Annotated in this window: 14 protein-coding genes and 2 riboswitches; of the genes, 11 read left to right on the top strand and 3 right to left on the bottom strand. The window is 52.9% G+C overall.

The window, feature by feature from the left end; all coding sequences use genetic code 11:
• Window positions 1–174: 174 nt before the first annotated feature.
• The 6 genes from nikB (at window position 175) to ACI7RC_RS22130 (ending at window position 6016) form a co-directional block, all read left to right on the top strand.
• Entirely contained in the window at window positions 175–1095 is a 921-nt protein-coding gene (gene nikB, locus ACI7RC_RS22155; RefSeq protein WP_408110372.1) for a nickel ABC transporter permease, read from the top strand.
• Between the two features lie 95 nt (window positions 1096–1190).
• Window positions 1191–2015, top strand: coding sequence for a nickel transporter permease (nikC, locus tag ACI7RC_RS22150; RefSeq protein WP_408110388.1), 825 nt, complete (start codon window positions 1191–1193; stop codon window positions 2013–2015).
• Window positions 2016–2055: 40 nt separating this feature from the next.
• On the top strand, window positions 2056–3054 hold the full coding sequence (locus tag ACI7RC_RS22145) for an ABC transporter ATP-binding protein (protein ID WP_408110371.1): 999 nt from the start codon (window positions 2056–2058) through the stop codon (window positions 3052–3054).
• The gene (locus ACI7RC_RS22140; protein ID WP_408110370.1) at window positions 3035–4003 is read left to right on the top strand and encodes an ABC transporter ATP-binding protein; all 969 of its coding nucleotides are present in this window, start codon (window positions 3035–3037) and stop codon (window positions 4001–4003) included. The genes ACI7RC_RS22145 and ACI7RC_RS22140 overlap by 20 nt, the downstream gene beginning before the upstream one ends.
• Before the next feature lie 242 nt (window positions 4004–4245).
• Window positions 4246–4623 (top strand): BlaI/MecI/CopY family transcriptional regulator, encoded by a 378-nt coding sequence (locus ACI7RC_RS22135; protein WP_408110369.1) that lies wholly within the window; start codon window positions 4246–4248, stop codon window positions 4621–4623.
• A 1-nt stretch (window position 4624) separates the two neighbouring features.
• Complete coding sequence (locus ACI7RC_RS22130; protein ID WP_408110368.1) at window positions 4625–6016, top strand: M56 family metallopeptidase; 1392 nt, start codon at window positions 4625–4627, stop codon at window positions 6014–6016.
• A gap of 26 nt (window positions 6017–6042) precedes the next feature.
• Here ACI7RC_RS22130 and ACI7RC_RS22125 read toward each other — a convergent pair whose 3' ends face one another.
• Window positions 6043–7836, bottom strand: coding sequence for a CocE/NonD family hydrolase (locus tag ACI7RC_RS22125; protein WP_408110367.1), 1794 nt, complete (start codon window positions 7834–7836; stop codon window positions 6043–6045).
• Window positions 7837–8087: 251 nt separating this feature from the next.
• On the opposite strand from ACI7RC_RS22125, the gene ACI7RC_RS22120 reads away from it, so the two are divergent.
• Entirely contained in the window at window positions 8088–8339 is a 252-nt protein-coding gene (locus tag ACI7RC_RS22120) for a hypothetical protein (RefSeq protein WP_408110366.1), read from the top strand.
• A 41-nt stretch (window positions 8340–8380) separates the two neighbouring features.
• Here the strand turns inward: ACI7RC_RS22120 and ACI7RC_RS22115 are convergent, their stop codons facing one another.
• Window positions 8381–8704 carry a hypothetical protein gene (locus ACI7RC_RS22115; protein ID WP_408110365.1) on the bottom strand — a complete coding sequence of 108 codons (324 nt, stop codon included), beginning with the start codon at window positions 8702–8704 and terminating at the stop codon, window positions 8381–8383.
• Window positions 8705–8844: 140 nt separating this feature from the next.
• A riboswitch (TPP riboswitch) is annotated at window positions 8845–8955 on the top strand.
• Between the two features lie 166 nt (window positions 8956–9121).
• Between ACI7RC_RS22115 and thiT the strand changes: the two genes are divergently transcribed.
• A complete protein-coding gene (thiT, locus tag ACI7RC_RS22110) occupies window positions 9122–9670 on the top strand; it encodes an energy-coupled thiamine transporter ThiT (RefSeq protein ID WP_408110364.1) in 549 nt (182 codons plus the stop codon).
• 178 nt (window positions 9671–9848) lie between these two features.
• Here thiT and ACI7RC_RS22105 read toward each other — a convergent pair whose 3' ends face one another.
• The gene (locus ACI7RC_RS22105; RefSeq protein WP_408110363.1) at window positions 9849–9980 is read right to left on the bottom strand and encodes a hypothetical protein; all 132 of its coding nucleotides are present in this window, start codon (window positions 9978–9980) and stop codon (window positions 9849–9851) included.
• Window positions 9981–10107: 127 nt separating this feature from the next.
• On the opposite strand from ACI7RC_RS22105, the gene trpB reads away from it, so the two are divergent.
• From trpB to dapD, 3 genes are all read left to right on the top strand, one after another.
• A complete protein-coding gene (gene trpB / locus ACI7RC_RS22100) occupies window positions 10108–11268 on the top strand; it encodes a tryptophan synthase subunit beta (RefSeq protein WP_408110362.1) in 1161 nt (386 codons plus the stop codon).
• A gap of 179 nt (window positions 11269–11447) precedes the next feature.
• A complete protein-coding gene (gene corA, locus ACI7RC_RS22095) occupies window positions 11448–12404 on the top strand; it encodes a magnesium/cobalt transporter CorA (protein ID WP_408110387.1) in 957 nt (318 codons plus the stop codon).
• 72 nt (window positions 12405–12476) lie between these two features.
• Window positions 12477–12662: riboswitch (Lysine riboswitch) on the top strand.
• Between the two features lie 106 nt (window positions 12663–12768).
• Window positions 12769–13479 carry a 2,3,4,5-tetrahydropyridine-2,6-dicarboxylate N-acetyltransferase gene (gene dapD, locus ACI7RC_RS22090; RefSeq protein WP_408110361.1) on the top strand — a complete coding sequence of 237 codons (711 nt, stop codon included), beginning with the start codon at window positions 12769–12771 and terminating at the stop codon, window positions 13477–13479.
• The last annotated feature ends 11 nt before the right edge of the window (window positions 13480–13490 follow it).

Below are 13490 nucleotides of genomic sequence, written 5' to 3'. Positions count from 1 at the left end.
TTTCCAATAAAAATGTTAATTTTACTTATCATTCATCTGGTGCTACTCTCAAATGAAGGGATTCAGCAAAAAGGCATGGGAAGAAGAGGGAGTGAAACAATCTTACCAAATTCGAAATCGTGGGCAAAGTGTTGACTAAAAGAAAAACACCCGGCAGGGGAAGGAGGCATCAGGTTGATCAGTTATATTATCAAGCGTGTATTGCAAATGATACCCACCCTTATCAGCGTATCTATCATCACTTTCGCCCTCATTCACATGATTCCCGGCGATCCGGCAAGAATCATAGCGGGAGAAGACGCTTCGCAGCATGATGTACAGCAAATCCGGGAACGACTGGGGCTGGACAAGCCTCTCTACGTTCAATACGGGATGTATATGGCTAATCTGGTAAAAGGCGATTTTGGCAACTCAATCCGCTCCGATCGTCCGGTTTTGAAGGAAATCCTAACCAGATTCCCCACGACGATTACACTTACCGTCATGGCCATCATCATCATGGTAGTCATCGGTCTGTTTGCCGGGATTTTTTCTGCCACGAAACCAAACAGTTTACGCGATAACTTTACGATGATGTTTTCGTTATTCGGTATCTCAATGCCTGTTTTCTGGCTGGGGCTCATGCTTATTCTGGCATTTTCCTATTATCTGCCGATATTCCCCTCAGGCGGAAACAGCAGTTTTAAATACTTTATTCTGCCTGCCGTAGCAGTTGGGCTGTCTTCCTCCGCTATCCTGGCCCGTTTGACCCGTTCAAGTATCTTGGAGGTCATCCACCAGGACTTCGTCCGTACGGCACGGGCAAAAGGGGTAAAAGAGAAAGTCGTCATTTACAAACACACGTTGAAGAACGCCTTAATTCCGATTATCACGATTATCGGGTTGGAATTCGGACAATTGCTCGGGGGAGCTGTGCTCACAGAGACGGTGTTCTCCATGAATGGACTTGGCCGTTTCGTCATTCAGTCGATCCAGTTCAGGGATTATCCCGCTGTGCAGGGCAGTATTCTGTTCATCGCCGCCATCTTCGTCTTTGTAAACTTGATCGTCGATCTATGCTACAGCCTGGTTGATCCCAGAGTGAGATACGATTAGAAAGGAGCAGGTCTATGAGCCAGACAGAAGCAGTGGTCCAGCATGAGAAAAACAGCAGTGCAGCACAATCGTATGTTCCCAGCTCGCCCTGGAAAATGATGACGGCTCGCTTCAAGAAGAACAAGCGGGCCATGATCGGGTTATGGATGGTAGCGCTTTTTGTCATTGTGGCCATCTTCGCACCGTGGATTGCTCCTTACGACCCGATCCAGCAAAATATGGACCAAATGCTGGACAAGCCTTCCTGGTCCCATCCGTTTGGAGCAGACGAGTTTGGACGCGACATCTTCTCCCGCGTAATTTACGGCGCGCAAATTTCTCTGATGGTCGGACTTGTCGGGGTATTTATATCTTTAATCATCGGCGTCACATTAGGTACGATTGCCGGGTATTTCGGCGGTCTGTTCGATTCGTTGATCATGCGGGTCATGGATGTATTTTTGGCGTTTCCCAGCTTTTTGCTCGCGCTTGCCATCGTGAGCGTGCTGGGGCCGGGGATGATGAACGTCGTGATCGCGATCGGCCTCTTCTCTGTCCCGACCTTCGCGAGAATCGCCCGCGGTTCAGTACTGTCGATCCGGAATAAGGAGTACATCGAAGCGACCCGCGCCATGGGCGGCTCCAATACCCGGATCATTATGAAACACATCATTCCCAACAGCGTGGCGCCGATCATCGTACTGTCGACTTTGCGCATCGCGTCGGCGATCCTGACGGCAGCAGGCCTCAGCTTTTTGGGCATGGGAGCGCAGCCTCCGACCCCGGAGTGGGGAGCGATGCTCAGCGCCGGCAGAGAATACCTGCGGATGGCGCCCCATGTCAGCACGATTCCCGGATTAGCTATCATGTTTATGGTTTTGGCGTTTAACATGCTTGGCGACGGCTTGCGTGACGCGCTTGATCCCAAGATGAAGCTGTAGAACACCACAGGATGTATTTTGCTGCAAGGGAGGGTTTGGATTGACTAAGAAGCTTCTTGAGATAAAAGGGCTGCAAACATACTTTTATTCCAATGACAGTGTTGTTCCAGCCGTAGACGGGGTAGATATCACGATACACGAGGGGGAAACCGTCGGCATCGTAGGGGAGTCGGGGTGCGGGAAAAGCGTCACCTCGCTGACTGCCATGAGGCTGACCCCCGGAAAAGTCGTCGGCGGTTCAATCCGGTTTGACGGCAAGGATCTGCTCTCGTTGCCGGAAGAGGAGATGAGGAGCATTCGCGGAAACGAGATGGCGATGATCTTCCAGGAGCCGATGACGTCGCTGAACCCCGTGTTCACGATCGGTCAGCAGATCGGCGAAGCCATTCAGATCCACATGAAGTACAACAAGGCAAAAGCGCGCGAGCGGGCGATTGAAATGCTGAAGCTGGTCGGCATCCCCCGGGCGGAACAGATCGTGGACGAATATCCTCACCAACTGTCGGGCGGAATGAGGCAGCGCGTGATGATTGCCATGGCCATGTCCTGCAACCCGAAGCTCTTGATCGCGGATGAGCCTACCACTGCCTTGGACGTCACGATTCAGGCGCAAATTCTCGATTTGATGAGAGAATTGAAAGCGCAGCACAATACGGCGATCATGATGATCACCCACGATTTAGGGGTCGTAGCGGAGATGTGCGACAGGGTGATTGTCATGTACGCCGGCAAAGTGGTCGAAGAAGCGGATGTCGTCACGCTGTTTACCAATCCCAAGCACCCCTATACCCAGGGGTTGATGAAATCCATTCCGACGCTGGAATCCCAGGATAAGCGCTTGTACTCCATCAAGGGCAGCGTGCCGATACCGGGCAGTATGCGCGAAGGCTGTACCTTTGCTCCGCGATGCGAGTATGCGTCGGATATCTGCAGACAGCAGATGCCTCCGCTGGAAACGTTGGAAGCAGGGCATTTGAGCCGATGCTGGCTGCACTCTTCCGAGGAAGGGAGGAATCAGAGTGAAACAGCCGCTGGTTGAAATAAAAAACTTGAAAAAGTATTTTCCGATCAAAAAAGGGTTTTTGAGCCGAACTGTCAATTACGTTAAAGCGGTCGACGGCCTGAACTTTACCATCAATAAAGGGGAAACGCTGGGACTGGTAGGGGAAAGCGGCTGCGGCAAGTCCACGACCGGAAGAACGATTTTACAATTACTGGAACCTACTGAAGGAGAAGTTCTCTACGCCGGCAAGAACCTGGTAGGCATGAACAAGCGAGAATTGCGAACGCTTCGGAAAGATTTGCAGATCGTGTTTCAGGATCCGTACGCCTCGCTTGACCCGCGTCTGACGGTGGGCGACATCATTGCGGAGCCATTGGAAATACACGGGCTGGCTCAGGGCAAGGAAAAAGACCGCAAAGTGGAGGAATTGCTCGATGTCGTCGGGTTGAGCGGCTATCACGCCAAGCGGTACGCCCACGAGTTCAGCGGCGGTCAGCGCCAGCGGATCGGAATCGCCCGGGCACTTGCGCTGAATCCGAAATTAATCGTCGCCGATGAGCCTGTATCCGCCCTGGACGTGTCGATTCAATCCCAGGTGATCAATCTGCTGCAGGATTTGCAGCAGCAATTTGAGCTCACCTATTTGTTCATCTCCCACGATTTGAGCGTGGTGCGGCATATCAGCGACCGGGTTGGGGTCATGTATTTGGGCAGAATGGTGGAATTGGCCGATAAGAACGCGCTGTTCCAATCGCCAAAGCACCCGTACACGCAGGCCTTGTTATCTGCCGTCCCCCAGCCGAATCCGCTGCTGAAGAAAGAGCGGATCGTCTTGCAGGGAGATGTGCCAAGCCCGGCAAATCCGCCTTCCGGCTGCACGTTCCATCCGCGCTGCAGCGCTTGCATGGACATCTGCAAGACGGAAAAGCCGGTGTTCAGGAAAGTGGACAACCAGTATGTCGCTTGCCATCTGTACAACGAATGACCGGCAGGGACTGACGGTTATCTCCGGCGAGCAAGGAATTTTGTTGAATAGACTGAATTGAGACAGAGCGGCTGTCCGGGGCTTTATCCTAGTATCCCGGACGGCCGCTTTATTTTTTGTTATGCGGGTCTTAGCTGTGTGTTTATGAAGGCAGGCAAAGTATTGAGTTTCCACGGTTGACAACCATTTAAGACGCTTGTAGAATATGGTTGTAGACAATTGTAGAAAATGAAGGTGATGCCTTGAATCAGCTGAAAAAGCTTCCTGATGCCGAGTTTGAGATTATGAAAGTGGTATGGGCCAATCAACCCCCGATCACAACGAACATCATCATGGAACAGTTGGGAAGAGAAAAGGAATGGAAAGCCCAGACGATTCTTACCCTGCTGTCGCGATTGGTCGAGCGGGGGTTTCTGCGGTCGGAAAAAAACGGAAAAGAACGTACCTACTTTCCGCTTGTGGACAAGGAGAAGTACGTACAGTTTGAAACCGGAGACTTTATCGAAAAGTTTCACGAAAACTCTTTTACAAGCTTGGTTGCCGCGCTGTATGACGGCAAAAAATTGAAGGATGAGGACCTGGACGAGCTGAGCAAATGGCTGCAAGAAAAGAGGGAGTGACATGGAAGCATTTTTCAGAGCCTTGCTGGAATGCTCGGTCGGCATGTCGGTCGTATCCCTGGCCTATATGGCTGCGACGCCGCTTTTGTCTAAGCGCTATGCTGCGACGTGGCTGTATTACACTTGGCTGGCGATCGTGATCGGGTGGCTCTGCCCTTTTCGGCCGCATTGGGAGGCAGCTTTGTTCTCCCTGAAACCCGATATGCCGGCCGTGCTTGTTGAACCCATAGAGGCCGGTAAGCGCTTGATGCCGATGGTTGTCGGGCAGGAAACAGGCTGGGGTTCGCCTGAAGCCCTGTGGCAAGTGGCGGCAGGCCTATGGCTGATCGGCATGATCGTCCAGCTAGCTCTCCACGCCAGGCGGCATTGGCGCTTTATGAGACTGGTCAACCGCTGGAGCGAGGAAGTGACTGATCCGGAGACAGCAGACGTTTTCCGTGCAGTAAAAACCGAAATGAAGGTCGGAGGTCAGATACATATCAGGATTTGTCAGGGGATCACAACCCCCATGTTGGTTGGCTTTTTCCGACCGGTCATCCTGCTGCCGCCCGTTCCATTTCGTTCCGATGAACTGGACTTCATTCTCAGGCATGAGCTTGTTCATTTCAAGAGAAACGACCTCTGGTACAAAGCAGTGGTTTTGCTCGCGGCTGCCGTCCACTGGTTCAACCCGGTTGTCTATCTGATGGCAAAAGCGATTGCCGCGCAGGGGGAAATCGCATGCGATGAACGGGTACTGGCAGGCATGAGCCTTGCGCAGCGCAAGCGTTACGGGGAAACGATCATCGGCGTCGTCCGCAGCCGGGACGGGCGCCAAACGTCTTTCTCAACCAACTTTTACGAAGGGAAGAAGGGAATGAGGACTCGCCTTTTTTCGATTATGGACACGACAAAGAAGAAATCTGGCCTCGTGATCTTAGGCATCGTACTGATCGCCACCATCGGGACAGGAGGGGCATTTGCTGTTAGTTCCGCCGGAAAGCCTGTGGAATCTTCCATTGCTCCTGCAGTAGGTCCGTCAACGGCGGAAGCCGGGCCGACTCAATCGTCCGAGGGAGCAGCTCGAGAAGGAGGCGGTATCAGCACGTCGAACGGAAAGGATTTAACTGTTTGGCTGGCTGCCGAACACGAGAACAATTTTGGTCAGGCGGCATGGGCCAAAGGCGAGACTGTCACTTGGTCTGTTGCATGCGAGCAGGTAAGAGAACTTGAAATCGGGATCATGTCCGTCTCCACAGAGAAAGTGTACAGCAAGCGGGTTGCCACTGGAACAGGTACCATTACCATAACCGTTCCCGAAGATGGGGATTACCGCATCTACGTCAAAAATCACGCGAAGGAAGTCGCCAAATTTCTCCTGAAGCTGGACAAGGATTTCGGACCGCTCGTTTGAACATAAAACAAACCAGTCGGACGCCTTCATTGGCGTGCGACTGGTTTGTTTATCTGATGCTGCATGAGCGACTTCAAGCGCTCCAACAAGCTGGTCCACTTCTGCTCTGGCGGGTTTTGAACTTGCCCCTTCAAATTCGTGCCGATCACCGGGATCTCCAGGCTCGAAGGATGAGTTGCATCCTGGTAGATCGTCACTTCGGCCGGAGTGGGATTGAGGCCCGGTCCCTGGGGAGCGATCTGGTGAGGCAGCGCTTTGCTCCCGCCGGCAATGCTTAGGCGAATCCGGTGTCCGGCCGCGAAGACGTACGATGTGGGCAAGGTTTCGATCTCATATTGTTCGATTTTACCCGGTGTGAGCGGCGCCGGATGGGAGCGCGACTTTGCCCGGGGGGCGTTCAGGTAGCCGGTTGTAACCTGTTTGGACTCTCCGCCGGGGGCGACGTCTGTCACTTGTATGACAAAGTCCGTATCCTTCGCAGTGGCTGCAGCCCAAAAGGTAAATTTCAAGCTGCCCGTCACTTCCGTAGGGACGGAAAGCGCACCTGTGGTCCAGGTAAGCGTTTTTGCTTCATACGGGCGTTGATCCGCTTGCGTAATCCCGTTGTCGTTGCTCCGCATCGCAGGCAGGAAGGGTCCCGCAGCGGGAGAATAGCTGTACTTGGCAACCGACTTTTTCTCCGCGGGTTTATCGGCCGACAGTGAACCGTCATTCAAGCTTTTGACAGACCCGCTTCGCGTCTGGCTCAAATACAGTGTTTCCAGATTGGCATCCGGGATCGGCCAGGCTTTTTCGAACCGCCATTGATTGGGTCCTTGCACATAGATCAGCACAGGATCCTCCTGGTCGATGCCGTTATCCAGCCCGAGTAGATAGTGGTCGAACCAGAGTTGCTGGTAATTTCTGTAACTGTAGGGGAGAAGCGATTTGATCGAGGTATGGGCCTCAGGTCCGATGATGAGCTTGCTGCTGCCGTTCATGGTGCTGTATTCCGCGAAAGCTTTCACGTTGCCCGGGGTGATGTAATCGTTCCAGCCGCCTGAGATCAATACGGCTATGCCGTGGTCGGCCATCGCTTGAAGATCCTCGGCCAGTACGGTGCGCTCCCGCCACCAACTGTCGAAATTTCGATGCTGGACGGCCGAGGTGTACTCCGGGAAGCCGCGTGCTGCTCTGCCCGGTCCGGGCAGCATCCCGCCCGGATACCACAGCGTGTCATAGCAATCCGTACAAGCGATCTCGGGGGTGATTGCCCGCAGGTGAGGAGGAAGTTCCTTGGCCGCAAGCCATTGGTTGATCCCTAAGAGGGACGCGCCAACCATACCCACGTTGCCGTCGCTCCACGTCTGTTCGGCGGCCCATTCAATCACGTCATAGCCGTCTTTCCCGAATTTATTGTAGAGGTTCTTGACCCCTCTCGACGGCGGGGTCCCTCGCATAGTCACATGCAAAGCCGCATACCCGCGCTGTGCCATCTCAAAAGGCAGATGATCCATCTGCCGGCCGGTACGGCTGTCGTGACCATAGCCGTTTGGCATCACCAGCGTAGGGAATGGACCGCTCTTCTGGGGCAAATACAGGCGGCCTTTCAAGAGGACGCCGTCGCGCATCGGAATGGTCACATCATCTTGAACCGTTACTCTGTAGCGCTCCATAGAAATCTGCGGTTTTTCGGGACCGGTCACCCAATTCCGCTGCTCGGTCCCCAGCCCCTTGGGGCCGATGGATGCAGCCTTCGCACTGCCGGCGTGAGGAGTGTACCCCGGGAGCAGCAAACACAACGCAAAAATGAGCAAAAGGGGTAGATATCGTATCCGCAAGTGTAACCCTCCAAAAGATCCTATCGATAACATAACCGTAAGGAACGCTTCTAACCTGTCGTTTTGCTGTCAGGCCCTCTGAAGTAATTCTTCCCTGACGAAGCAACTCCTCTCGGGAGAAAATAGACGGAAAATTCATATTCCGTACGGGTTGTCTTGGCCTGTACTCATGGCTCATCCCGGCATGCATATGATCAGTTCTGCCGGGAAATAGTACCAGGTAAGAACATGCAGACAAGGCGGAAGCAAAGATGAAAAAATCAGAGGAAAACGTGCAGGTAAACATCCTGACGACCAAGCAAAATTTGGATACACCCTACATTACCGAACAGGCGGAAGACGACGAACAGACGGAGGTCGATTCGGACGTAAATGAAGATCCCGTCCGGGAGTGGCTGCTGGATCAATCGGCAGCCGCTTTTGCAAACCAAGTAAAGACCCGGGATCAAGCCGGCGAAGCAGCCGAGGTATACGCGAAGCGCTGGGAAGATGACCGGATATGAGACAAAAAGGCCCGTCTCGGAATTGTGGAGACGGGCTTCGTTCAGTTGCTTTTTTGGTATTGCTGCAATCTCTCTGCTGCCAAGTCCGGGTTCATATCAATCTGAAACAGCATGCTCAAATGGCTGGTGGACGTCAGCGACCGGCGGGTGGCGTGGTAAAGGGTGGGCTTCTCGTGTTTGATGATGCTCATGATTTCCGTGGTAGGCGGAGTGACCACATTGATTCTCAGCAGACCATTCAAATAGGAAATGAGCTGTTTCACGGCGGCAGCTTCATCGCTGTCGGGCACGGAATCGATCAGCTCAAGAAGTCCTTTGATGATATTTTTCTTGATGGTTGCCGGATTTACCACTACTTTTGCCATGGTTGTCTTCTACTCCAATCTCTCCTGATGTCTGGGACCAATTACCCAGTTCCTTTCCCTTCCTGGCGTTTGGGTAAACAACCTTTTTCGCAGTCCGTTTGTCTTGACATCTTATACAGATCTGATATGATGGTGCCGTAACCAATATATGCGGGAGCTTGGGAAACTGGGCTGAGAGGATAACTGACTCGTTATCGACCGTTTAACCTGATCTGGATAATGCCAGCGGAGGGATTTGCATACATCGCACCTGTTTGTCGACTCGTATGTGAAGACCGTTGCTTCCACAACGGTTTTTTTCATACCTGTATGCTCGTAAACAACACTTCCTCCGCACATCGGATCATCGATGAAGGGGGGAGTTTTTTTACGCTTGGCTAACAGAAGTGAAAGTGAACAACATACGGAGGGGAAGAGATGAATACAGGGCGTTTGACAATCATGGCGGAGATCGCCATCATGGCAGCACTGGCGTACGTGCTTGGCATGGTCAAAATTTTTCAGATGCCGCAGGGCGGTTCCATTTCGTTAGTGATGCTGCCGATCGTGATCGTGGCGCTGCGCAGAGGGTTGACGGCGGGGTTAATCGCTGGCCTGATCGTCGGCGAGTTGAAATATTTGATTGGAGGATACGTGGTTCATCCGGTCCAGTTTTTTCTGGAGTATCCGGTAGCCTATACGGCGATCGGCTTGGTCGGCCTGGCCCGCTCGGCGAACTGGCTGTCCGGCGCCAATCAAACCGCGAAAATCTGGCTCAGCTTGCTCATGGCCGTAACGGTGCGTTTGTTATGCCATTTTACCGCAGGCGTGGTCTGGTTTGGCTCCTATGCCCCGGAAGGAATGCCGGTAACCACGTATTCTTTCCTATACAACCTGTCTTACATCCTGCCGGAATACATCATAACCGGCATCGTGCTCACCCTGCTGGTCAAAAAAGCACCACAGCTTGCCCACCTCAGCCGGTAAGCCGTTAACAAGATAATCAAACTATCTCAACCAGTCCTGCATCAGCCAGGGCTGGTTTCTTAATGTGAGGACAGCACGAGCAGGAAGAAAAAATGGAGCGAGCACAGTCCTTGGCAACGCCTGCCCAGTCGGAACGGAAAAAAACGGCACACGCTTGTCGACCAAATTCTACGTTGAACTACTTCCAGCCCTTTTTGGTCGAAGTGCCGTTTTTTGTAGTGAAGACGGCCAGCCCGGCTTCCCCGCAGGCGTGCCGCAGACGAAGCTCGCCCATTTTTTTCTTCCGCCGCCACCATGTTCTCAAACTCAAAAGATCCGCCACCTTTTTTTCAGCGACTAGGGCAACCTCATTGACATTTTATCCGGCCGATTGTATTGTAGGTTATAAATGCACTGCCCCTGAGCAGAGCAGGAGAAGAGCTGAGGAGGAGATACACATGAGCACAGCAGAGTTTGAACCGGGGTACTTCGGCCAGTTTGGTGGAAGCTTCGTTCCGCCCGAATTGAAAGAGGTTTTAGACTATTTGGCCGAACAATTTGAGAAGTACAAGGACGATCCGGAGTTTAAACAAGAGTACTTGTACTATTTAAAGGAATACGTCGGCAGGGAAAATCCCCTCACGTACGCGAGAAACCTGACAGAAAAATGCAACGGTGCGAAAATTTACCTGAAAAGGGAAGATTTAAACCACACCGGTGCCCATAAAATCAACAATGTCATCGGACAAATTTTGCTGGCCAAACGCATGGGAGCCAAGCGCGTCATCGCCGAAACGGGAGCAGGCCAGCACGGAGTAGCAACCGCGACCGCCTGTGCGATGTTTGGCATGGATTGCACGATCTACATGGGAGCGGAAGATACCAGGCGGCAGGCGCTCAATGTCTTCAGAATGGAGCTCTTGGGAGCGAAGGTCGTTCCCGTCTCCAAGGGACAGGGTAGGCTGAAAGATGCGGTAGACGAGGCTCTGAACGATTTGGTGCAAAACTATCGGAACACGTTCTACCTGCTCGGCTCAGCAGTGGGACCGCATCCGTTCCCGACGATGGTCAAGCACTTTCAGGCGATTGTCAGCGAAGAGTCGAAGCGGCAGATCCTTGAAAAAGAAGGCCGTCTGCCTGACGCCGTCATCGCCTGCGTAGGGGGCGGAAGCAATGCCATCGGCGCCTTTGCCCACTACATCGAGGAAGCGGGTGTACGCTTGATCGGCGTCGAGCCCGACCAGGCAGCTACCCTGACCAAAGGAGTGCCGGCCGTCATCCACGGCTTCAAATGCCTGGTGCTGCTCGACGAGGAAGGAAATCCGCAGCCGACCTACTCCATCGCCGCCGGTCTGGATTATCCAGGCATCGGTCCGGAACACAGCTATTTGAAGGAAACCGGCCGCGCCGAGTACTATACGGTGACGAACGAGGAAGTGCTCGAAGCTTTTCAGATCCTGTCCAAAACAGAGGGGATCATCCCTGCCCTGGAAAGCTCCCATGCCGTCGCCTACGCGTTGAAACTGGCCCCGACGATGAACCGGGATCAGATTCTCATCGTGAACCTCTCCGGCAGAGGCGACAAAGACGTAGAGCAAGTCTTCCAGATGTTAAATTAGAGGAAGCAAATGCAAGACCCGCGCTTTCATCGAGGCGGGTCTTTTTGCGTTTAGCGGAGAAGAACATGCGTATCTGTCAAAAACTCTGCAAAATGGACTGATAGCCTTTGCCAAAACGGGTCAGACTGAATTTGAACCCTGCTGGCCGAGTTTAGAAGACAAAGGATGTGAAACAGCCCGTGTTGAGAATCCAGGCGCTGACGACGGATCGCCGCTTTCTGACCGATCTTTCTCTCGAACAGTTATCTGCCGAAGATATCCTGTGGTATTGGGTGGATTTCAGCGAGCCGAGCGAACAGGAGTCTGATTTGCTGCGGACTTATTTTCACTTTCATCCGCTCAGCATCGAGGATTGCCTGTACTTCATTCAGCGGCCGAAGCTGGATCATTTTGCCAACTACCATTTTTTTGTATTGCACGCGCTAAACCGGGAGACGCTGGACGTCGTGGAGGTTGACCTGTTCGTCGCGGAGAAATACATCGTCTCTTACCACAAAGCGCCGCTGCAGGAGATCGATGAGGTATGGAACCAACTGCCGGAAAAGGGCGAGCTGATCCAAAACACGCTGCACGTCGCCTCCACGGTCATTGACAAGCTGGTCGATTTTTACTTCCCGATCGTCGATCAAATGGAAGACAGGCTCGTCGACCTTGGAGAACACGGGGAGGCGAAGTCCCTGCGCAGAAGGCTTGACCGGGTTTTTGAAATCCGCAACGACCTCTTGAAAGTTCGCCATTCGATTTTTCCTATGCGCGATCTGGTCTACCGCATGCTGAATTCCACGCATTTACAAGGGCTGGAGGAGTATCGCTTCTATCTGGCCGATATACACGATCACCTGCTGAAGCTGACCGAGATGATCGAGCGGAACCGGGAGATAACGTCTGATCTGCGGGACAGCTACATGTCGATCAACACCAACCGGACGAACACGATCATGACCACACTGACTGTGATCGCCACGATCTTTATGCCGCTCACCTTTATCGCCGGCGTCTACGGGATGAATTTTAAGGTGATGCCGGAATTGGAGTGGCCTGACGGGTACTATCTCGTCCTCGGCCTGATGGCATCCATCGCCCTGCTCATGATGGCCTGGTTCAAGAAGAAAGGGTGGTTTAACGAGGACGAGTGACAGGGGGACGCAAACAATACAGTTGTCTGTTCGCGTGAAATCTGGTAGAGTAAAAATCAACTCAATACCGTCATGATAAATAGAGGTGCGCAGCGGATCAGTACTCCTTTCCATTTGGAAAGATGGGGGTTCAGGAAAGGAAGAAAGGCCAATGCGCCGAAGCTTTTGTTTGCCCCATTCAAACGAAGGCTGGGATGGCCCGTGAATAATGGACATCCTGTCATGAAAGAGGATCTTTCGTGGAGCGCTATTGATCATTTGCCAAGGCAAGAGAGTGCAATGAGATGCGATCCGCTCATTGCTTTTTTTGTTGGCAAAATCGCCTTTGTGACGGTTTCAGACAGCTAATGGGAGGCCAATACCAGTGAAAATGATGGATGCGCACGAAATCATCGCTTTTATTCAGAAGAGTGAAAAGAAGACTCCGGTCAAGGTTCACGTGAAAGGAAACCTGGAAGGGATCGACTTTGGCGCCAATACCAAGGCGTTTATCAGCAATAACGTCGGCGTGCTGTTCGGCGAATGGAAGGAAATCAAGCCGGCTTTGGAGCAGCACAAAGAGCAAATCGAAGATTACATCGTGGAGAGCGACCGCCGCAATTCGGCTATACCGCTGCTCGATACGAAGGAGATACAGGCCCGGATAGAGCCAGGAGCGATCATTCGCGATCAGGTGTCGATCGGCAACAATGCTGTCATCATGATGGGCGCGATGATCAATATCGGAGCGGTAATCGGCGAAGGCACGATGATCGATATGAACGTCGTCGTTGGCGGCCGCGGCACGATCGGAAAAAACTGCCACATCGGTGCAGGGGCGGTTATCGCCGGTGTAGTAGAGCCGCCTTCCGCCACTCCCGTTATTGTCGAAGATGATGTAGTTGTTGGGGCCAACGCCGTGATTTTGGAGGGCGTGCGAGTCGGCAAAGGCTCGGTCGTCGCCGCCGGAGCAGTCGTCATTGACGATGTGCCGCCGGGTGTCGTCGTAGCGGGAATTCCTGCCCGGATCATCAAGCAGATCGACGATAAAACCAAGTCAAAGACGGAAATTAAACAGGAATTGCGCCAGCTGTAAGGAAATTCCTA

Origin of the sequence: Brevibacillus sp. B_LB10_24 (assembly GCF_046036945.1) — a bacterium.
Classification (GTDB): Bacteria; Bacillota; Bacilli; order Brevibacillales; family Brevibacillaceae; genus Brevibacillus_C.
Note: the sequence above shows the minus strand (reverse complement) of the source record. Positions and strands in the feature narration are given on the sequence as shown.

What these genes read in the sequence shown, in the direction of transcription:
- ACI7RC_RS22120 (WP_408110366.1), top strand. Translation starts at nt 8,088, where the DNA reads ATGAAAAAATCAGAGGAAAACGTGCAGGTAAACATCCTGACGACCAAG.
- ACI7RC_RS22115 (WP_408110365.1), bottom strand. Translation starts at nt 8,704, where the DNA reads ATGGCAAAAGTAGTGGTAAATCCGGCAACCATCAAGAAAAATATCATC.
- trpB (WP_408110362.1), top strand. Translation starts at nt 10,108, where the DNA reads ATGAGCACAGCAGAGTTTGAACCGGGGTACTTCGGCCAGTTTGGTGGA.
- thiT (WP_408110364.1), top strand. Translation starts at nt 9,122, where the DNA reads ATGAATACAGGGCGTTTGACAATCATGGCGGAGATCGCCATCATGGCA.
- nikC (WP_408110388.1), top strand. Translation starts at nt 1,191, where the DNA reads ATGATGACGGCTCGCTTCAAGAAGAACAAGCGGGCCATGATCGGGTTA.
- ACI7RC_RS22130 (WP_408110368.1), top strand. Translation starts at nt 4,625, where the DNA reads ATGGAAGCATTTTTCAGAGCCTTGCTGGAATGCTCGGTCGGCATGTCG.